This window comes from Aneurinibacillus uraniidurans (assembly GCF_028471905.1).
Classification (GTDB): Bacteria; Bacillota; Bacilli; order Aneurinibacillales; family Aneurinibacillaceae; genus Aneurinibacillus; species Aneurinibacillus uraniidurans.
Window position 1 is genome coordinate 5,001 of sequence record NZ_CP116902.1, and the last position, 19,944, is coordinate 24,944.

The window sequence follows — 19,944 nt, forward strand, 5'->3', positions numbered from 1 at the left end:
CGACCGAATTGGACCTTGTCGATCCACGAGATCATCCACAATATCAATCGCTTTTAGTAGACCTTCAACAATATGAAGTCGGCTTTCTGCTTTCCGTAGTTCGTATGCAGTACGACGACGAATAACTTCTTTCTGATGTTCCAAATAATAATAAAGCATCTCTTTCAAATTCAAAATACGCGGCTCATTATTCACAAGTGCCAACATATTAATCCCAAAGCTTGTCTGCATCGCCGTATGACGGTACAAGTTGTTCAATACAACCTGTGGGTTTACGTCGCGTCGCAGGTCAATGACAATTCGCATACCCGTACGGTCAGATTCGTCCCGCAGATCTGTAATCCCTTCAAGCTTCTTCTCACGTACAAGCTCTGCAATCTTCTCAATCATCCGTGCTTTATTTACTTGGTATGGAATCTCTGACACAATGATTCGTGCTTTATTCCCTTGTTCTTCAATCTCTGCTTTCGCTCGAATTACAATCGATCCGCGTCCTGTTTCAAATGCACGACGAATACCACTGCGTCCCATAATAAGAGCCCCTGTCGGGAAATCCGGTCCTGTAATGTACTCCATTAAATCTCGAACTGTACAATCCGGATTTTGAATGAGTAACAATACACCATTAATGATTTCTGTAAGGTTATGAGGAGGAATATTCGTTGCCATCCCTACCGCAATCCCTGCTGCTCCGTTTGCAAGCAAGTGTGGGATACGCGCAGGCATCACAAGAGGTTCCTGTTCATTGCCGTCATAGTTTGGACCAAAATCAATCGTATCTTTGTTAATATCTCGCATAAGTTCGGTCGCAATTTTAGACATCCGTGCTTCTGTATACCGCATGGCTGCTGCTGAATCACCATCAACGGAACCAAAGTTTCCATGTCCATCTACTAACGGATACCGATAAGAAAAATCTTGCGCCATCCGTACCATTGTTTCATAAACAGCTGCATCACCGTGCGGGTGATACTTACCAATTACATCCCCAACGATACGAGCTGATTTCTTATATGGCTTATCCGGTGTCACACCCATTTCATTCATTGCGTACAGAATACGGCGGTGTACCGGCTTCAGACCATCCCGTACGTCTGGAAGCGCACGACTGACAATAACGCTCATCGCATATTCCAGGAATGATTCGCGCATCTCCTGGTTTATATTAATGTCAATAACATTTGATTGTTGTTCGGACATAGCTACCTCCGTCTCTAACGTCTCCTTACTCCAAAAAACATAAGCCCAAACGTTTTATCCATACCTGTTATTATACCATTTTTCCCCGTTAAAACAAAAAAATAAGCCCTCCCGTTCAGAGAGGGGCTTATTTCGTCATTTATACATCAAGATTACGCACTTTTTTCGCATTTTCTTGAATAAAATCACGGCGTGGTTCGACTTTATCACCCATAAGCATCTCAAAGATCTCATCTGCCTGCATCGCATCTTCCAATGCTACACGTAGCAATGTACGGCTCTCTGGGTCCATCGTTGTCTCCCAAAGCTGCTCTGGATTCATCTCCCCAAGACCTTTATAACGCTGCACATTCGGCTCGGGACGATCAGGCGCTTCTGCCCGAATTTGATTCAGTTGCGCATCGTTATACGCATATAGAATCGTTTTACCCTGCTGGAATTTATACAATGGTGGCTGGGCAATATACACATACCCTTGCTCAATCAGCGGACGCATGTAGCGGAAGAGGAAAGTCAACAGGAGTGTTCGAATATGCGCTCCATCAACATCCGCATCCGTCATAATAATAATCTTATGATAACGAGCCTTTGAAATATCAAAATCTTCGCCAATTCCGGTACCAAGCGCCGTAATAATTGCTCGGATCTCCATATTGGACAAAATCTTATCGAGACGCGATTTTTCGACATTTAAAATTTTACCCTTCAACGGTAAAATTGCCTGGAACTTGCGATCACGCCCTTGCTTGGCTGATCCACCCGCTGAATCACCCTCGACCACATATAATTCACTGATCGAAGCATCACGGCTCGAACAGTCAGCAAGCTTACCTGGCAGGGAACTGAATTCAAGCGCATTTTTACGACGTGTAAGTTCACGTGCTTTCCGAGCGGCTTCCCGGGCGCGTGCTGCCATAAGCGATTTTTCGACAATCCGCTTGGCTTCTTGAGGATGTTCATGTAAATACGCAGAAAACTCCTCTGCAAACAATGATTCTGTTATGCCGCGAGCCTCGCTGTTACCAAGCTTCGTTTTTGTTTGCCCCTCGAATTGTGGGTCTGGAATTTTCACACTAATAATAGCGGTTAATCCTTCCCGTACATCATCTCCGGTCAGATTTACATCTTTATCTTTCAACAAGTTTTGCTTACGGGCATAATCATTAATCACACGGGTCAGCGCACTTTTGAAGCCAGACTCATGTGTACCGCCTTCATGCGTATGAATATTATTGGCATACGAGTAAATATTGCTGGCAAATGAGTCATTATATTGAATCGCGATCTCTACAGTAAGACCATCCTTTTCACCTTCAAGGAAAATCGGCGGCTCATGTAATTTTTCACGGTTCTTATTAAGATATTCAACGAAAGATTGGATTCCGCCCTCATAATGATACGTTTCTTCTCTACCTTCATCCCGTTCATCATGAAGTGTAATGCTTACTCCACGATTCAGGAAAGCGAGCTCCCGTAGACGCTTCTGCAACGTTTCATACTCATACACAGTTGTTTCTGTAAATATCTCCGGGTCTGGCAGGAATGTAACTTTTGTGCCGCTCTCTTCTGCCTCCCCAATCACTTTCAGCTCATCGAGTGCTTCACCATATGCATAATGCTGAATATATCGCTTCCCTTTTAGCTTTACTTCTACGGTCAACGACTTAGAAAGAGCATTTACGACCGATACCCCAACCCCGTGCAGACCGCCAGAAACTTTGTATCCTTCCCCACCAAACTTACCACCTGCGTGAAGAACAGTCAGTACCGTTTCGACTGTGGACTTGCCTGTTTTTTCGTGAATTTCAGTCGGGATGCCCCGACCATTGTCTGTTACAGAAATACTGTTATCTTCATGAACATATACATGAATATCATCACAGTATCCAGCAAGAGCCTCGTCAACGGCGTTGTCTACAACTTCCCATACAAGATGGTGCAGACCTCTGCTACTTGTCGAGCCAATATACATACCCGGACGCTTGCGAACCGCTTCAAGACCCTCTAATACCTGAATCTGACTGGCACCGTAATTGTTTTCTCCGTTCGTTGTCATATCAAGTCTCACCTGCTTTCCAAGAAATTAGCACGACGTTTCAGTGTAAGTGAAGAGATGGGAGACCCATACACCTTACCTTCTGTTACTACATACGACTTTGTTTGTTCACCGCCGAGCACAATCAGGCGTCCTGCTTCCTCAGCCTGTGCAAGAAACTGGCGGGTTGTTTTCGAAGACTGCTTCATCTGAAAATCAAGAATGATAATAACATCTTTGGATCGTACAACCATATCGCCACCCAGATGAATAAACATATAGTTCTCCCCCTTACGTTTCTCGCACAACTGTTCCCTGGTTAACCCGATAAAGAGCAGCCTGCTGAAGAGTTTGATGGTACAGTCCTTCTACGCCCGTTGTCGTTACAAACGTCTGTACTCGGTCTTTAATATTTTGTAGAAGATGGGACTGCCGATTCGCATCTAGTTCCGATAGCACATCATCAAGAAGAAGAAGCGGATATTCCCCCACTTCCTGATGAATCAGCTCGATCTCAGCTAATTTTAGGGATAAAGCAGTCGTTCGCTGCTGTCCCTGGGACCCGTACTGATGCACGTTTGTCCCATTAATAAAAAACTCGATATCATCGCGATGAGGACCGGCTAGACTCGTACCACGTGCAATCTCCCTATCCTGAATAGAGGTTAAATGCTGATAAATGACATCGCTTGCTTCCTGCCTGGACATGTCCTTTGTAACCGGTAGCGAATTGTGGTAAGCAAGCTGCAACCGTTCTTTTCCCTGTGTAATCTGAGCATGAATCTCCTGCCCCCACTGCTCCAGCTTTTCCATGAACCCGTACCGTTTTGCAAGAACTTCCGCCGCTATATTTGCCATTTGCATGTTGTACACATCTAACATATCACGATATGGCTTACCCATTTGTAGTTCTTTCATCGCCTGATTTCGCTGCTGGACAATTTTTTGATACTGTAAAATCGCATGCAAATACGATTTCGAGACTTGTCCAATCTCCATATCAAGAAAACGGCGCCGAATATTCGGACTCCCCTTGACGATTCCAAGGTCTTCCGGGGCAAACATTACCACATTCATTGCGCCGATATAATCGCTTAATTTTCTTTGCTCAAGACTATTAATTTTCGCCTTTTTTCCCTTGGGCGTCAACCTGATATCCAGTGATATGGCTCCATGCCGCCGCTCTGTGCGGCATGAAAGAGATGCATACTCCTGCTCCCACTGAATTAATTCTTTATCTTTACTAGTCCGATGCGACTTAGCCATAGCCAATACGTAGATCGCTTCGAGCATATTTGTTTTTCCCTGTGCATTCTGCCCAACAAATAACACAATCGGCTGGTCAAACTGGACATGTGCATGCTCAAAGTTACGATATTGTGTTATTTCAAGTTCAGTAAGGATCAAAATGTATTCCCTCCCGGCGCTTCGCTGCTTCGTGCAAGCACTTCTGGTTATTGCACGGTTTGCCGAGAGACTTCAAACATTCCAAACCCTTCTACGTAAACCGTATCCCCATTATACAATTTTTTGCCGCGTCGGTTTTCACTTTCTCCATTTACTTTAATTTCTGCTTCCGCAAGGAGAATTTTAGCATGACCGCCCGTACTGGCAATTCCTGCCAGCTTTAAAAATTGTCCTAATTGGATATATTCTGTTGCGATTTCTACACTTGTCTTTTCCATTTTTCTCTCTCCTATTGGTTGGTTCGAACAGGAAGGATCAGGTGTAAGATCCAGTCATGATCGGTTGGGCGAATAATAAATGGACTCATGGCACCCGTAAATCCAATTCGAATCTCGGCACTATCTACTACTCGAAGCGAATCGATCATGTATTTTGCATTGAACGAAATTTTCACATCTTCACCTTCCATGGAAGATGGAACAATTTCTTCTGTCACCGTACCGACTTCCGGGATGTTGGATGAAATCTCGATTACACCATCCGGACGTGTAAACAGGCGAACAACATTATTTTTTCCATCCCTTGCTAACAAGCTTGCCCGTTCGATTGCTCCGAGAAACTCTTTTGTGGATAAAATCATTTCTGTTTTCATATGTTGTGGAATGATTCGGCTTGTATCCGGATATGTTCCATCAAGAATACGAGAGTAAAACAAAATATGGTTTACTTTCGCAAGAATCTGATTATCCGTAATTACGATATCAACCAGTTTATCATCATCTGAGAGAATTTTACTTAATTCAAGTAAGCTTTTTCCTGGAATTACAACATTATGAAAACTAAGTCCTTCTGCTGATTCTACCGCTGCCTTGCGCGTAGTTAAGCGATGGCTGTCAGTTGCAACAAATGTTAATTCTCCGTTTTCAAGGCTCCACATGACTCCCGTTAAAATAGGCCGTGTTTCTGTTGTTGCAACCGCAAATACGGTTTGTCGAATCATTGTTTTCAACAGATCAGCTGGCATACTTAAAACTTGATTCTCCTCAATTTGTGGAAGACGCGGATAATCCTCCGCATTCATTCCATTCAAATTAAATTGAGATCTTCCTGAAGAAATCGTTGTGACAAACCGGTCATGTACAGAAATGGTTACTTGTTCTCCCGGAAGCTTCTTAACGATTTCTCCTAGAAAACGAGAGGGAAGTACAATGCTGCCAGGGGTTATATTTTCGATCCATTGGTGTTCACCAGATTCAGCTGGAATATACTGTTCAATCGAAATGTCAGAATCACTAGCTGTTAATATAATGCCATCCTCATGAGCAACAATTTTGATACCAGTCAATATTGGAATTGTTGTACGTGAGGAAACAGCTTTGCTTACTGTGGTAATAGCATGTGTAAATTGGTCTCTTTGAATCGTAAATTCCATTGTAGCCTCCTTGGAATGTTAAATGTACATTCTACATACACTTATATTTTATACTCTTTTAAATACTAGTAGTAATAGGGGCGGTGGATATGTGCATAAGTAGCGATAGAGTAAAGAAATACAGCCTATACACATGTGGATAAGCTTGTGTACAGGCTGTAGCTGTTATTTTCATTTATACACAGATCGATTACTGCCCTTTTCGAATCCGTTCAATTAAACCTTGAATGGTAGTTTGAAGCTGACTATCTGTCTGCAGGGCATGTGTAATTTTTTCGTGAGCGTGAATAACAGTTGTATGATCACGTCCACCAAATTCTTCCCCAATCTTAGGTAACGAAAAATCAGTTAGCTCACGGGACAAGTACATCGCGATCTGACGTGGAAATGCTACTGATTTTGTCCGTTTTCTTGCTTTAAAGTCTTCCATCTTTAGGTTGAAATGTTCCCCTACTGCTTGCTGAATGGCGGGAATATTGATGACATGAGGTTTGCTAGATGGAATGATGTCTTTTAACGCTTCTACAGCAAGCTCTGTATCGATATCACGATTAATAAGAGAGGAATAGGCTACTACACGAATAAGAGCCCCCTCAAGTTCACGTATATTTGTGTCAATTTGATTGGCTATGTATACCATAACCTCGTTTGGAATCTCTAAATTATCAGCCTTTGCTTTCTTCCGCAAAATCGCAATCCGTGTCTCTAGATCAGGAGGCTGGATATCTGTAATCAATCCCCATTCAAAACGTGACCGAAGTCGGTCTTCTAGCGTCGGAATTTCTTTTGGTGGTCGGTCGCTTGAGATAATGATCTGTTTGCTTTCCTCATGTAAGGCGTTAAATGTATGGAAAAACTCTTCTTGTGTCTGCTCTTTTCCGGCCAGAAACTGAATATCATCAATCAGAAGAATATCTACGTTTCGATATTTATTGCGGAAACTTCCTGTTTGATTGTCTCGAATTGAATTAATGAATTCATTCGTAAATTTCTCTGAAGAGAGATACACGACTGTCGCATTTGGATTTTGTTCCAGCACATAGTGACCAATTCCATGCATGAGATGTGTCTTGCCAAGACCAACTCCTCCATAGATAAAAAGCGGATTGTATGCTTTAGCGGGCGCTTCTGCTACGGCTAGAGAAGCGGCATGCGCAAAACGATTACCGGCACCAATGACAAATGTATCAAACGTATACTTGGGATTTAGCATTGTTGGTGGAAAATCATCGTTTCCACTTGATTTTTTTCCTTTTTTTGAAGGGGTAACTGCTACTGTGTCTTCTTGCTCATTTGTTGAAGTTGGAATCACAAATTTTACTGTAATAACTTTACCCATAATTTCATAAAGTATCTCAAGAATAAGATCGGAATAGCGAGATTCGAGCCAGTCGCGTGTAAATTCATTGGGTGCTGTGATTAGAAGTGTGTTGTCATCAAGGGACGTAGCTTTTGTTGATTTTAGCCAAGTTTCAAAACTTGGTTTACTAATACGTTTCTGTATATGAGCAAGTGCAGTATCCCACAAATCGTTTATATTTGTGACCATGAGTCTCCTCCCTTCTTCTCTTCCGCATACGTATGTTCAGCAGCGGACTGCTGTTTTGCTCAGCTAAGAAGAAGTTGAACAAGCGGAATGTGGATAAGATTTTTAATAAAAGTCAGCTATATTTCAAGATATTCTTATGGTTTTCGACAAAATCTTTAAAAGGTGTGGATATGTTTTTCCACACCTTTGTATAACTGTCCACAATATTATCCACAGTGTGTGGATAAACCATACTTTGAGTACCAGTTATCCACTGGTTAAAACAAAATCATGATAGCAGATAACTATACAAAGCGCAATGTTTTTTTAATACTTATCCACACACTCTACAACTTGTGCGAACCTGATATTCACAACACTAGATTTTGTGCACAAGCATGGGAGAAGCTTGTCGATAATTGGCGTGCGGGAAATATTTTTGTCCACAAAAAGGTCGGGAAATAAAAAATGTGGATAGTGTGCGGGGGGTTAGGAAGAGACTTGACATGATACATAACCGATCGATATAATGATCAAGACTGTCTATATAACAGAGTGGATGGAACCTTCCCAAGGAGGTGGATATAATGAAACCGACATTTAAACCGAACAACCGCAAACGCAGCAAAGTTCACGGCTTCCGTGCTCGCATGAGCTCTAAGAACGGTCGCAAAGTTTTGGCTGCACGTCGTAGAAAAGGAAGAAAAGTATTATCAGCATAAGGCCACTACTGAAGTGGCCTTTTCTACCGTTTGGTCAGGGACTTGTTCCCTGGCCAGAACGGAGAAGCAGAACAGCAGGTAAGGGGTGTGCCCTTTGTATCGCCAGAATCGATTACGAAAAAATGAAGAATTTCAGATGATCTTTAAAAAAGGAAAATCTGTGGCTAATCGCCAGTTCGTCATTTATTCGTTGCCAAAAGAAGGACAAGATTCATTTCGTGTAGGGGTATCGGTCAGCAAGAAGATGGGGAATGCTGTTGTGCGTAATCGCTTGCGCCGGCTCATAAAGGAAAGCATTCGCCTGCGTGCAGATGAGGTAAAATCAAATGTAGATTTCATTGTAATCTGCAGGCTTCCGGCAGTTGAGCTGGAATTCGATGCGTTTCAGGGAAGCTTATACCACTGCATGAGGAAGGCGAAGCTGTTTTCTTCTATACATAAAGAAGAAGGGAAGTAAATTCCCTTCGTTTACGTCCAGAAAGTTCATATTTCTATCGGTCAACTATATGAGTTGCAAGGAGGAATTATTCTTGCTGCCTAAAAAAATAAAAATGGCGCTGTTGTTTCTTCTGATCGCCCTTTTGTCAGCAGGGTGTAGTGCGGCAAATCCAAAAAATCCGCTCCCGATTGATCCACACGGAGGCATATGGGATCGGTTTTTCGTATATCCGCTATCGTGGTTGCTGCAGGAAGCTGCGGCTCTAGTTGGCGGTAATTATGGTATCTCAATTTTAATTGCTACCGTTCTGGTTCGACTTCTTATTTTGCCGCTTATGATCAAACAGATGAAGAGCAGCAAGAGAATGCAGGAACTGCAGCCTGAGATGGCTAAACTTAAGGATAAATACAAGAATGATCCGCAGAAATATCAGCAGGAAATGATCAAACTGTATCAGGTGCACCAGGTGAACCCGCTTTCGGGATGTCTTCCGATCTTGATTCAAATGCCGATCTTAATGGGATTTTATCATGCGATTATTCGTACGGCCCCGATTCGGGAACATAATTTTCTGTGGCTTCAACTTGGACAGAAGGACCCGTTCTTTATCCTTCCAGTTCTAGCCGCAGCAACAACGTTCTTTCAACAATGGATGACAATGAGAAATAATGCAGCTATGGCAGATAATCCGCAGATGAAAATGATGCTGTATATTATGCCAGCCATGATTCTCTTTATTTCCATTTCGCTTCCATCAGCACTTTCTCTTTACTGGGTGTACGGTAATATTTTTACAATTGTTCAGACATACTTCCTGTATCGTGATACGACACCTCAAGGAGGTAGTAAGAAGTGAATCAGGTAACGGCAACGGGAAAAACAGTCGAAGATGCGATTCGTGTAGCGCTTGCTCAGTTGAATGCTAAGCGAGAAGATGTGAATTTTCGTGTGCTAGAGGAGCCAAGTAAAGGTTTTTTTGGCTTGATCGGAGTACGGCAAGCAAAGGTAGAAGTCACATTGGTAGAAAAAGAGGTGGCGAAAGAGATTTTGTCATCAGAAGAAGCGCACCCTGTTAGTGAACCATTGCCGGAACCTGAAAAGCTTGAGAAATCGGAAGAAACTCCGGTTTTAGAACAGGAAAGTCCTGCATTGGATATTGATCCGATTCAACAGGGACGAGCGTTTCTAGAAGAAATGTTAGCTGCAATGGAGATCAAAGCGGATATTCAGCTATCAGTTAAGCAGGGTACACCTGTTATCACGATTTTGGGTAAAGGCCTTGGTTTACTCATTGGACGACATGGGCAGACACTTGATTCCATTCAGTATTTGGTAAATATTGTGGCGAATCGGAATGCGACAAAAAAAGTTCGTATTATAATTGATGCAGAAAATTATCGTCAGAAGCGGAAAGAGTCACTCGAGCAGATGGCGGAACGGATGGCCAATCAAGTAATACGTACGAAAAAAGTAGTGCGGCTTGAGCCAATGGGCCCGACCGAACGTAAAGTTATTCACAGCCGCCTGCAAAAACATTCGCAGGTGCAGACATACAGTGAAGGAACAGAACCGTACCGTCGGGTCGTAATCGCGTTGAAAAAGTAAACATAGTGATTATCCACAGCCCCCTCTCGTACTAGAGAGGGGGTTTTTTTGTCAAATATTCATAGAGTATGGTATTCTATACATTTAGGGAAAGCTTTAAAAAAACATGTCTTTACTGAGTGGTGACATATAATGATGGATTTCGATACAATTGCAGCGGTTGCTACGCCACTGGGCGAAGGTGGGATTGCCATTATTCGTGTGAGTGGACCGCAGGCTGTAGAAGCTGTGGATAAAATTTATAAAGGGCGACACAAGTTGTTAACTGTGGATACCCATACGATTCATTACGGCCACCTTGTGGATAGTGAGGGGGACGTACTGGAGGAAGTGATGGTGTCTGTTATGCGGGCGCCGCGTACATTTACTAGGGAAGACGTAGTAGAGATTAACTGTCATGGCGGGATTGTTTCGGTGAAGCGAGTGCTTGATCTTGTTCTTGAACAAGGGGTAAGGATGGCAGAGCCAGGTGAGTTTACAAAACGTGCATTTTTGAACGGACGAATTGACCTTTCTCAGGCGGAAGCGGTCATTGATTTAATTCGTGCAAAAACAGATAAAGCCATGAAGGTCGCGCTGCATCAGGTTCAGGGCAAATTATCCCTTCTGATTGAAGATTTGCGCCGTCAATTAATTGAATTAATGGCGCATATTGAAGTCACCATTGATTATCCAGAGCATGACGTAGATGATGTGACACGTAATCTCCTGTCAGAGAAGAGCCGCTGGGTACAGGAAGAGATTGAGAAGCTGTTGCGTACCGCTAAGCAGGGGAAAATCCTCAGGGAAGGTTTATCAACCGTTATTGTTGGGCGACCGAATGTTGGGAAGTCCTCGCTGTTAAATAGCTTGCTGCAGGAAGTCAAGGCGATTGTCACAGACATTCCAGGGACAACCCGTGACATTATAGAGGAATACGTCAACGTACGCGGCATTCCGCTTCGACTTGTTGATACGGCTGGCATTCGAGATACAGAAGATATTGTGGAGCGAATCGGTGTCGAAAAATCGCGGGAAATGTTGAGTAAAGCAGATCTCGTGCTGCTTGTGTTGAATTATGGCGAAGAGTTAACCGAAGAAGACCGGAACCTGCTGCAGGTCGTTCAACCGATGAACGCCATTATCATTGTGAATAAGGTAGACTTGCCACAGCGTATTGACCTGAGTGACGTTCAGCAGATGGTCGGTACTATGCCTATAGTGATGATGTCGATTGCTAAGGAAGAAGGAATTGAACGATTGGAAGAAGCGATTGCTAGTAAATTCTTCTCTGGTTCGATTCAGAGTGATGATCTTACGTATGTGAGTAATGCCCGCCATATTCAGCTGCTGCGAGAAGCTTCTCAGGTGATTGGGGAAGCGATTGAGGCAGTGGAAAGTGGTCTGCCTGTTGATATGGTTGCATTCGATATTCGGCGCACATGGGAATTGCTTGGCGAGGTAATTGGTGATACCGTAAGTGATGACCTAATCAGTCAGATCTTTGCACAGTTTTGTCTCGGCAAATAGGAAAGGACGCGCCATCTGGCGTAGAGGAGGACATATAAAGTGGGATATAAGGCAGGTTCGTTTGACGTCATTGTAGTTGGTGCCGGTCATGCGGGAGTAGAAGCAGCGCTTGCTTCTGCACGAATGGGATGTTCAACACTGCTGTTGACGATTAATCTTGATATGATTGCCTATATGCCGTGCAACCCATCTATCGGGGGACCGGCAAAAGGGCACGTTGTGCGTGAAATTGATGCTCTCGGCGGAGAAATGGGTCGAAACATTGATAAAACATACATTCAAATGCGGATGCTGAATACAGGGAAAGGACCAGCTGTTCATGCGTTACGTGCACAAGCGGATAAGTTCCTGTATCAACATGAAATGAAGAAAACAATCGAAGCAACCGATAATCTGGTACTTCGTCAGGGAATGGTTGAGAGCCTTCTTGTAGAGAATGGCGTATGCAATGGGGTAGTAACCAAAACAGGGGCAGAATACGATGCTAAAGCGGTTGTACTGACAACGGGCACGTATTTGCGCGGCAAAATCATTATCGGAGACTTACAGTATGAGAGTGGCCCGAACAACATGCAGCCGTCTGTTGAATTGTCTCATCATCTGCGTGAACTTGGGCTGGAGCTTGTCCGTTTCAAAACCGGGACACCACCGCGTGTGCATGGCAGTACCATTGATTATGCACAGACAGAAATTCAGCCGGGTGATGATGTCCCGCGTGCTTTCTCGTATGAAACAACGGAATTCCGCGTGGAAGATCAGCTTCCTTGCTGGCTGACGTACACAAGCGAAGATACGCATACGATTATTAATTCTAATCTGCACCGTGCTCCGATGTTTTCTGGCGTAATTGAAGGGACGGGTCCGCGCTATTGCCCGTCTATTGAAGATAAAATTGTTCGCTTCAGTGACAAGCCGCGTCATCAATTGTTCCTGGAGCCAGAGGGGCGTAATACGGAAGAAGTATACGTGCAGGGATTATCCACAAGCATGCCAGAAGAGGTACAGCTTGATATTCTTAAATCCATTCCAGGATTGGAAAATGTCAAAATGATGCGTCCTGGTTATGCCATTGAGTATGATTCAGTCGTACCAAGCCAGCTCTGGCCAACTTTGGAGACGAAGCAGGTACAGGGATTGTATACCGCTGGACAGCTGAATGGAACATCTGGTTATGAAGAAGCAGCTGGTCAGGGATTGCTAGCAGGTATTAACGCAGCTTGCAAAGTACAAGGCCATGATCCGATTATTCTCGATCGTTCTCAGGCATACATTGGGGTCATGATCGATGACTTGGTAACCAAAGGAACGAATGAGCCGTATCGTCTGCTCACGTCCCGTGCGGAATATCGCTTGCTACTTCGTCATGATAACGCGGATATGCGCCTGACTGAAATCGGCCATAAGATCGGCCTGATACCTGATGAACGTTTTACACGTTTTGAGATGAAAAAGGCGCAGATCGAAGTAGAAAAAGAACGTCTGCAGGCAACAAAGATCGGCCCAACACCTGAAGTTCAGCAACTGCTGCGTGAAGTCGGCTCCAAAGAACTTGATAATGGCATTGATCTATACTCGTTGCTGAAGCGTCCAGAAGTATCGTATGCGCGAGTTGTTGAGCTGTTCCCAGCAGAAGTAGATGTACCAGCTGATGTAGCGGAGCAGGTGGAAATTCAAATTAAATACGAGGGATACATCCGTAAGCAGCTGCAGGATGTAGAGCGTCTGAAGAAGATGGAACAGAAGCGTCTCCCGCAGGATCTTGACTATCTCAATATCCATGGATTAGCGATGGAAGCTCGTCAAAAACTCGATAAGGTGAAGCCATTGTCTATTGGTCAAGCATCACGCATCTCTGGTGTTACACCGGCGGATATCTCTGTATTACTGGTTTACCTTGAGACATACAATAAAGTTGCGAAGTAGGGGACAAATCATGGATGCACAGATGTTTAGGCAGCTCGCTTCTGATCACGGGATTTCATTGTCAGAGGAACAGTTGTCACAGTTTCATCGATATTATGAACTGCTTGTCGAATGGAATGAAAAAATGAATCTGACGGGGATTACAGAGCAGGGACAAGTGTATGAGAAGCATTTTTATGACTCCATTACCCCCGCCTTTTATCACGATTTCAGTGCCATTCAGACAGTAATTGATGTCGGATCCGGTGCAGGATTTCCAGGTGTGCCGCTTAAGATTTGCTTTCCGCATCTGAAACTGACCATTCTGGATTCACTGAATAAACGCCTGGTGTTTCTACAGGAGGTAACAAAAGAGCTTGGCCTGCAAAACGTATCCTTCCTTCATAGTCGAGCAGAGGATGCAGGACGGGACGTAAAATATCGGGAAGCATTTGATATGGCTACAGCCCGTGCTGTGGCGCGTATGAACGTTCTGTCTGAACTGTGTATGCCGTTTGTTAAACAGGGCGGTGTATTCCTCGTTATGAAAGGCCAAAACGTTGAAGAAGAGCTTGCTGAAGGTAAAAAAGCGATCAAGGTGCTTGGCGGAAAAACAGAAAAGGTAGAGACGTTCCAGCTCCCAGAAGAGCAATCCGAACGTAATGTTATTAGCATTCGTAAGCAGCAGAAAACACCGGGCACGTACCCACGCAAAGCGGGTACACCGGCAAAAAAACCGATTGTGTAAGTAAGTAAGAAAAGGCAGTCGTTTTGGCTGCCTTTTCTTCTGTGTATTTTTTGCAATGTTTCACGTGAAACATGGAAGAGGGCAGGAAATAAAAAAGTAAATGGCGAAATAGGACAGAAGCGGAAAGAAGGAGAGTGGGTGGTGTGAGTTTATGAAGGATCAGTTTTCCCGTTTGTTTGGGTTAACAGAGCGGACGGAGCATGAAGAAATCAAACAGATTCCTGTTACACAGATTGTTCCCAATCCTTATCAGCCACGAACAGTATTTAATACCGACAAAATTGATGAATTATGCGAAACGATAAAAATACATGGAGTCATTCAACCTATTGTTGTCCGGGAGCGTAACGGTGTATTTGAAATCATCGCAGGGGAGCGTCGTTGGCGGGCGGTAACTAAACTTGGCATGGAAAAAATTCCAGCGATTGTGAAGGATTTCAACAACGAGCAAGCAGCATCAATTGCCTTAATTGAAAACTTGCAGCGAGAAGGACTAACTCCGATTGAAGAGGCGCTTGCTTATCAAAAACTAATTGATATTCATGGCCTGACGCAAGAGAATCTGGCTAATCGACTGGGAAAAGGTCAGTCGACGGTTGCGAATAAACTTCGTCTCCTACATTTGCCGGATGCGGTACAAGAAGCGCTGCTCGGTCGGAAGATTTCAGAACGCCATGCTCGTGCACTGCTTTCCTTAAAAAATGAAGAGATGCAGTTGAAGGTTCTTCAGGAAATCATAGATAAGAGCTGGAATGTCAAACAGACAGAACAGCGAGTAAAACTATTGCTGGAAAAACAGCAAGAGAGAAAAGGGTCGCAACGACGGTCCTTCTCAAAGGATATGCGGCTTGCCATTAACACGGTGCGTCAGTCGGTTGATATGGTTGTGCAGAGTGGTCTACAGATTGAAACAGAGGAAGAAGATCATGATGAATTTTATCAGTTTGTGATCAAAATCCCGAAAAAAAAGCATACGTAAAAATCCCGATAAGTGAAGCAGAGGTGTAACGGATGGGGAAAATTATTGCAGTCACGAATCAAAAAGGCGGCGTAGGCAAAACAACTACCTCTGTCAATCTCAGCGCCTGCATCGCACAAGAAGGAAGGAAAGTTCTGCTTGTTGATATTGATGCGCAAGGAAATGCCACAAGCGGAATCGGAATCGAAAAAGCAAATGTGAGCTACTGTGTGTATGATGTTTTAATTAACGATATTAATACGATAGATGCAGTTCTGCCTACAGAAATTCCGCACTTATTTGTACTTCCAGCAACGATTCAGCTAGCAGGAGCCGAGATTGAGCTTGTCCCCGTATATGCACGTGAGAAGCGGTTAAAAAAGGCGCTTGATCTTGTTCGAGATAAGTATGATTATATTATTATTGATTGTCCGCCTTCACTTGGTATTTTAACGATAAATGCGCTAACAGCAGCTGATTCGGTATTGATTCCGATTCAGTGTGAATATTATGCCCTCGAAGGACTCAGCCAGCTGTTAAATACGATTCGTCTTGTTCAAAAGCAATTGAATCGAAATCTTTATATTGAAGGTGTATTACTAACCATGCTGGATGCCAGAACAAATCTAGGGATTCAGGTGATTGATGAAGTAAAGAAATACTTCCAGGAAAAAGTGTACGGAACCATCATCCCACGCAATGTGCGGCTTAGTGAAGCGCCAAGCCACGGGCAGGCGATTATTACATATGACCGCCGTTCTAAGGGAGCGGAAGTATATAGTGACCTGGCCAGAGAGGTGATTGGAATTGAGTAAACGACTAGGTCGCGGTTTAGATGCACTCATTCCTGCGGTTGAGGTAGAAGAAGGGGACCAAATCCTCCATGCTGACGTTCAAAAAATCCGACCTAATCCGTATCAGCCGCGCAAGCATTTTGCCGAGGATACACTTCGTGAATTGGCTGATTCCATTCAAGAACATGGAATTATTCAGCCGCTTGTTGTTCGCAAAAGTATTAAAGGATATGAGCTTGTTGCTGGGGAGCGTCGATTACGTGCAGCTAAATCACTTAAATTAGACTACGTGCCTGTTGTCGTTAAAGATTTTACAGACGAACAGGTTATGCAGATTGCTCTGATTGAAAATTTACAGCGGGAAGATTTGAATGCGATTGAGGTTGCACAAGCGTATCAGAAGCTGATGGAGACTTTTTCGATGAAGCAGGAGGAATTGGCAAAGCGTGTAGGAAAAAGCCGTCCGCATATCGCGAATTTCCTGCGCCTTCTTCATCTTCCCCATGAAATCCAGGAAAGTGTTTCACATGGAACATTATCTATGGGGCATGCCCGAACTCTTCTTGCGGTTGAAAATGATGAGATAAAACTAGAGCTTGCCCGAGAAGTGGAAGCAAAGTTGATGAGTGTACGTGAACTTGAAGAGATTGTTCAAAGACTGAATGAAAAGAAAAAAGTTTCACGTGAAACAAAAACAAATGAGAATGAGCGATTTGTTAAAGCGCTTGAGGAACGATTGCGCATGACATTTGGGACATCTGTCAGTATTAAGCCAGCTCGTAATAAACGAAAAGGAAAAATCGAGATTGCCTATTTTTCAGAAGAAGATCTGGAGCGCATTCTCGAAATTATTGAAAAAAGTAGTGTATAAACAGGCAACCTGCAGTCTACAGGTTGCCTTTCATTCTGATTCGGGGATACTTGTAAGAAAGAGAGAAAAGGAGTGATTAGGTGCGTACTATTTATCTGGACAATGCAGCTTCGACCTGGCCAAAACCAGTGGGAGTAAGTCAGGCAATGTTAGAATGTGTGGAGGGATATGGCGCAAATCCAGGGAGAGGCGGCCATAGGCTCTCCATGAAAGCAAGCAAGGCTGTATATGGAACGAGAGTAAAGCTTGCTCAACTTTTTGGCATTCGTAATCCGAATGATATTTTTTTTACAGCAAATGCAACACAGGCACTCAATCAGGCGATTAAAGGCTTTTGTAAGCCAGGGATGCATGTCATTACGACGGCCTTGGAGCATAATTCAGTTCGTCGTCCACTTGAATTTATGAGACGAGAGTACGGTATCGAAATTACATATAGTAAGCCTGATGATAATCATTTGTTTTCTGTTGAAGAAATCAGAAAAGCAATTCGCCCGGAAACAGGATTGATTGTAGTAACACATGGCTCCAATTTGCTCGGAACCATTACGCCTATCGCCGAGATTGGTAAATTAGCACGCGAACATGGGATCACTTATCTGGTGGATGCAGCACAAACGGCTGGTGTACTTCCCATTCATGTAGAAGAGATGCATATTGATATGCTGGCTTTTCCGGGGCATAAAGGCTTGTATGGTCCGCAGGGGACGGGTGGATTGTACGTATGCCCTGATCTTTCGCTTGTACCGCTTCTTCATGGGGGAACCGGTGGTCAATCAGAGTTGGCTGATCAGCCGGAAACAAGGCCTGATCGATATGAAAGCGGTACGCTGAATACACCAGGAATTGCTGGTTTGGGAGTTGGCGTAGAATTTGTCCTTCAGACCGGTGTTGATGCAATTCGTGAAAAAGAGTGGAAGTTAACACAGCTCGCGCTAGAGGAACTGACACAAATACCAGGCATTCATGTATACGGACCGGATAAGCAGGTCGAGCGCCTGGCTGTGATTGCATTTACAGTAGATGGAGTTGAGGCATCTGAATTTGCATATATCCTGGATCAGCAGTATAACATTGCCGTACGCTCTGGATTTCACTGTACACCACTTGCACATGAGACAGTAGGTACAACTGAAACAGGAGCGGTTCGAATAAGTTTCGGATATTTTAATGAGGAAGAGGATGTGTGGGCGCTCATTGCGGCGCTTAAGGAGATTCAAGAAGCATTTGGTATGTAGGTAAAGGAGCGAATATGAGTGGTACTACTTGGGGCGATCGTCAATGCGTTGACGATTATCATCGGCGCGCTGCTTGGTTCCAGGCTTTCCGGTATTCCAGAGAGTACAAGGGCGACAGTCATGCAGGGGCTTTCACTTGCGGTTTTAGTGTTAGGTGTACAAATGGGCATGAAATCAGACAATTTTTTGCTCGTTATTTTTAGTCTAGTTGTCGGTTCTATTCTTGGAGAGTGGTGGAAGCTGGAGGATAAGCTTCATCAGCTTGGGCAGTTTCTAGAAAATAGAGTTGGGAGCAACGGGAAGGGGAGTATCGCTACAGCTTTTGTTACCGCTACGCTCGTATATTGTGTAGGGGCGATGGCGATTCTTGGTTCACTGGACAGCGGCCTGCGGAATAATCATCAGATTCTATTTACAAAAGCAATGCTGGATGGTTTCTCGGCGGTAATCTTTGCATCTGGGCTTGGAATTGGTGTATTATTCTCGGCTGTTCCCGTTTTTCTATACGAAGCAGCACTTTCACTGGGCGCTCATTTTATTAATCAGCTTGTAAGCGAGGAAATGTTGATGCTGATTGTGAAAGAAGTGACAGCAACTGGTGGGATTATGATTATGGCGATTTCTTTGAACTTGCTTGGTGTTGTTAAAATTAGAACAGCAAATATGCTGCCGGCTCTTCTCGTTGTGACAGTGGGTGTACCCGTTATGAAAAACTGGTCTGCTGTTCAAGGGTGGTTTATGTCGATATTTTAATAAGGAAGGAGCATACGTTTCTCTGCATGATATCGAAAGACATGCGAGATGAATCATATGCTCTTTTTGTTATTCGGATGCACTTTGATAAAAAGGACTAGAAGATAAGTGTGACATAAAGCGTGTTGGGGATTCTTTGGCGGAAGTAATAGCTTGAGCAATAGAGGTTGCAATTACTTCGCTCATTTTCATTACGATACTGAGGCGAGTATTTTGAAGCACGAAGTATTCCATGAAGCCGCCAATGTTAACAATGCCGGTAATATGGAACGTTCCTACTTCGGGAAGTTGCTTTTTCACACCTGCACCGGGCTTAATAGGGCCGTGGGCAACTGTGATTTTTCCTACACTATTTAGTTGACCCAAACAGGCATCTACGGCGATAATGAGTGGGTTTTTATGTTTTCTCTGCACCTGTTCAATCGTTTCCTGCAAGTTAACGGCGTGAACAGGCGACTCTAGTGTGCCGTATACCGTAATGTTGTTCAGATACATTTTTTCAAGATGAGAGCCGACAATCGGCCCTAGTGCATCTCCAGTAGATCGGTCCGTTCCAATACAGAAAACGACGATATCTGAATAGTTGCGATATGAGTGAAGTCGCTGCCCGATATGTTCTGTGAGCAAAGCGCCTGCTTGATCCGCTGTATAATCAACTCGATACGGTGTGAGCGGGTACATGTGTACCATATTGTTGTCGTTAATCATGTGTACCTCCCGCTAAAAATAATAGTAATAGTATATGCGTAATCTATTACAAATATACCTTTTGCTGTAATGTATTCGTAAAGTAGAAAAAGGGG

The 19,944-nt window shown here is 43.8% G+C and carries 20 protein-coding genes (1 of these 20 cut by a window edge); 12 read left to right on the plus strand and 8 right to left on the minus strand.

Annotation, left to right across the window (positions count from 1 at the left end; all coding sequences use genetic code 11):
• The 7 genes from gyrA to dnaA all read right to left on the minus strand — a co-directional run.
• Window positions 1–1,200: the 5' end (the start) of a DNA gyrase subunit A gene (gyrA, locus tag PO771_RS00015; protein ID WP_272561265.1), read on the minus strand. The gene continues 1,323 nt to the left of window position 1, outside the view; the window shows 1,200 of its 2,523 coding nt (coding positions 1–1,200); its start codon is at window positions 1,198–1,200; the stop codon falls past the left edge of the window.
• A gap of 139 nt (window positions 1,201–1,339) precedes the next feature.
• Window positions 1,340–3,256 carry a DNA topoisomerase (ATP-hydrolyzing) subunit B gene (gene gyrB / locus PO771_RS00020; RefSeq protein ID WP_272561266.1) on the minus strand — a complete coding sequence of 639 codons (1,917 nt, stop codon included), beginning with the start codon at window positions 3,254–3,256 and terminating at the stop codon, window positions 1,340–1,342.
• Between the two features lie 8 nt (window positions 3,257–3,264).
• Window positions 3,265–3,513: an extracellular matrix regulator RemB gene (gene remB, locus PO771_RS00025; RefSeq protein WP_272561267.1), complete on the minus strand. Its 249-nt coding sequence runs from the start codon at window positions 3,511–3,513 to the stop codon at window positions 3,265–3,267.
• Between the two features lie 13 nt (window positions 3,514–3,526).
• Complete coding sequence (gene recF, locus PO771_RS00030; RefSeq protein ID WP_272561268.1) at window positions 3,527–4,642, minus strand: DNA replication/repair protein RecF; 1,116 nt, start codon at window positions 4,640–4,642, stop codon at window positions 3,527–3,529.
• Between the two features lie 47 nt (window positions 4,643–4,689).
• A complete protein-coding gene (yaaA, locus tag PO771_RS00035; protein ID WP_272561269.1) occupies window positions 4,690–4,920 on the minus strand; it encodes a S4 domain-containing protein YaaA in 231 nt (76 codons plus the stop codon).
• An 11-nt stretch (window positions 4,921–4,931) separates the two neighbouring features.
• A complete protein-coding gene (gene dnaN, locus PO771_RS00040; protein WP_272561270.1) occupies window positions 4,932–6,074 on the minus strand; it encodes a DNA polymerase III subunit beta in 1,143 nt (380 codons plus the stop codon).
• A 190-nt stretch (window positions 6,075–6,264) separates the two neighbouring features.
• Window positions 6,265–7,623, minus strand: a complete 1,359-nt coding sequence (dnaA, locus tag PO771_RS00045; RefSeq protein WP_272561271.1) for a chromosomal replication initiator protein DnaA — start codon at window positions 7,621–7,623, stop codon at window positions 6,265–6,267.
• A 566-nt stretch (window positions 7,624–8,189) separates the two neighbouring features.
• Here dnaA and rpmH point away from each other — a divergent pair.
• From rpmH to PO771_RS00105, 12 genes are all read left to right on the plus strand, one after another.
• Window positions 8,190–8,324 (plus strand): 50S ribosomal protein L34, encoded by a 135-nt coding sequence (rpmH, locus tag PO771_RS00050; protein ID WP_096463334.1) that lies wholly within the window; start codon window positions 8,190–8,192, stop codon window positions 8,322–8,324.
• Between the two features lie 94 nt (window positions 8,325–8,418).
• Window positions 8,419–8,781: a ribonuclease P protein component gene (gene rnpA / locus PO771_RS00055; RefSeq protein ID WP_272561272.1), complete on the plus strand. Its 363-nt coding sequence runs from the start codon at window positions 8,419–8,421 to the stop codon at window positions 8,779–8,781.
• Between the two features lie 76 nt (window positions 8,782–8,857).
• Entirely contained in the window at window positions 8,858–9,619 is a 762-nt protein-coding gene (yidC, locus tag PO771_RS00060; protein ID WP_422664993.1) for a membrane protein insertase YidC, read from the plus strand.
• On the plus strand, window positions 9,616–10,368 hold the full coding sequence (jag, locus tag PO771_RS00065; protein WP_272561274.1) for an RNA-binding cell elongation regulator Jag/EloR: 753 nt from the start codon (window positions 9,616–9,618) through the stop codon (window positions 10,366–10,368). The genes yidC and jag overlap by 4 nt, the downstream gene beginning before the upstream one ends.
• Window positions 10,369–10,503: 135 nt before the next feature.
• On the plus strand, window positions 10,504–11,877 hold the full coding sequence (mnmE, locus tag PO771_RS00070; protein ID WP_272563069.1) for a tRNA uridine-5-carboxymethylaminomethyl(34) synthesis GTPase MnmE: 1,374 nt from the start codon (window positions 10,504–10,506) through the stop codon (window positions 11,875–11,877).
• Between the two features lie 39 nt (window positions 11,878–11,916).
• A complete protein-coding gene (gene mnmG, locus PO771_RS00075) occupies window positions 11,917–13,800 on the plus strand; it encodes a tRNA uridine-5-carboxymethylaminomethyl(34) synthesis enzyme MnmG (protein WP_272561275.1) in 1,884 nt (627 codons plus the stop codon).
• Between the two features lie 10 nt (window positions 13,801–13,810).
• Entirely contained in the window at window positions 13,811–14,527 is a 717-nt protein-coding gene (rsmG, locus tag PO771_RS00080; protein ID WP_272561276.1) for a 16S rRNA (guanine(527)-N(7))-methyltransferase RsmG, read from the plus strand.
• Between the two features lie 151 nt (window positions 14,528–14,678).
• Complete coding sequence (gene noc, locus PO771_RS00085; RefSeq protein ID WP_272561277.1) at window positions 14,679–15,506, plus strand: nucleoid occlusion protein; 828 nt, start codon at window positions 14,679–14,681, stop codon at window positions 15,504–15,506.
• Between the two features lie 32 nt (window positions 15,507–15,538).
• The gene (locus PO771_RS00090) at window positions 15,539–16,300 is read left to right on the plus strand and encodes a ParA family protein (RefSeq protein ID WP_272561278.1); all 762 of its coding nucleotides are present in this window, start codon (window positions 15,539–15,541) and stop codon (window positions 16,298–16,300) included.
• Window positions 16,293–17,150 carry a ParB/RepB/Spo0J family partition protein gene (locus PO771_RS00095; protein ID WP_272561279.1) on the plus strand — a complete coding sequence of 286 codons (858 nt, stop codon included), beginning with the start codon at window positions 16,293–16,295 and terminating at the stop codon, window positions 17,148–17,150. The genes PO771_RS00090 and PO771_RS00095 overlap by 8 nt, the downstream gene beginning before the upstream one ends.
• An 80-nt stretch (window positions 17,151–17,230) precedes the next feature.
• Complete coding sequence (locus PO771_RS00100) at window positions 17,231–18,388, plus strand: aminotransferase class V-fold PLP-dependent enzyme (protein WP_272561280.1); 1,158 nt, start codon at window positions 17,231–17,233, stop codon at window positions 18,386–18,388.
• Window positions 18,389–18,406: 18 nt separating this feature from the next.
• On the plus strand, window positions 18,407–19,141 hold the full coding sequence (locus PO771_RS00105) for a DUF554 domain-containing protein (protein WP_272561281.1): 735 nt from the start codon (window positions 18,407–18,409) through the stop codon (window positions 19,139–19,141).
• Between the two features lie 69 nt (window positions 19,142–19,210).
• Here PO771_RS00105 and yyaC read toward each other — a convergent pair whose 3' ends face one another.
• Window positions 19,211–19,849: a spore protease YyaC gene (gene yyaC / locus PO771_RS00110; protein WP_272561282.1), complete on the minus strand. Its 639-nt coding sequence runs from the start codon at window positions 19,847–19,849 to the stop codon at window positions 19,211–19,213.
• Window positions 19,850–19,944: the final 95 nt, after the last annotated feature.

Coding starts and splice junctions, on each gene's coding strand:
- gyrB (WP_272561266.1), bottom strand. CDS start 3,256: ATGACAACGAACGGAGAAAACAATTACGGTGCCAGTCAGATTCAGGTA.
- remB (WP_272561267.1), bottom strand. CDS start 3,513: ATGTTTATTCATCTGGGTGGCGATATGGTTGTACGATCCAAAGATGTT.
- yaaA (WP_272561269.1), bottom strand. CDS start 4,920: ATGGAAAAGACAAGTGTAGAAATCGCAACAGAATATATCCAATTAGGA.
- dnaN (WP_272561270.1), bottom strand. CDS start 6,074: ATGGAATTTACGATTCAAAGAGACCAATTTACACATGCTATTACCACA.
- dnaA (WP_272561271.1), bottom strand. CDS start 7,623: ATGGTCACAAATATAAACGATTTGTGGGATACTGCACTTGCTCATATA.
- rpmH (WP_096463334.1), top strand. CDS start 8,190: ATGAAACCGACATTTAAACCGAACAACCGCAAACGCAGCAAAGTTCAC.
- mnmE (WP_272563069.1), top strand. CDS start 10,504: ATGGATTTCGATACAATTGCAGCGGTTGCTACGCCACTGGGCGAAGGT.
- rsmG (WP_272561276.1), top strand. CDS start 13,811: ATGGATGCACAGATGTTTAGGCAGCTCGCTTCTGATCACGGGATTTCA.
- noc (WP_272561277.1), top strand. CDS start 14,679: ATGAAGGATCAGTTTTCCCGTTTGTTTGGGTTAACAGAGCGGACGGAG.
- PO771_RS00090 (WP_272561278.1), top strand. CDS start 15,539: ATGGGGAAAATTATTGCAGTCACGAATCAAAAAGGCGGCGTAGGCAAA.
- yyaC (WP_272561282.1), bottom strand. CDS start 19,849: ATGATTAACGACAACAATATGGTACACATGTACCCGCTCACACCGTAT.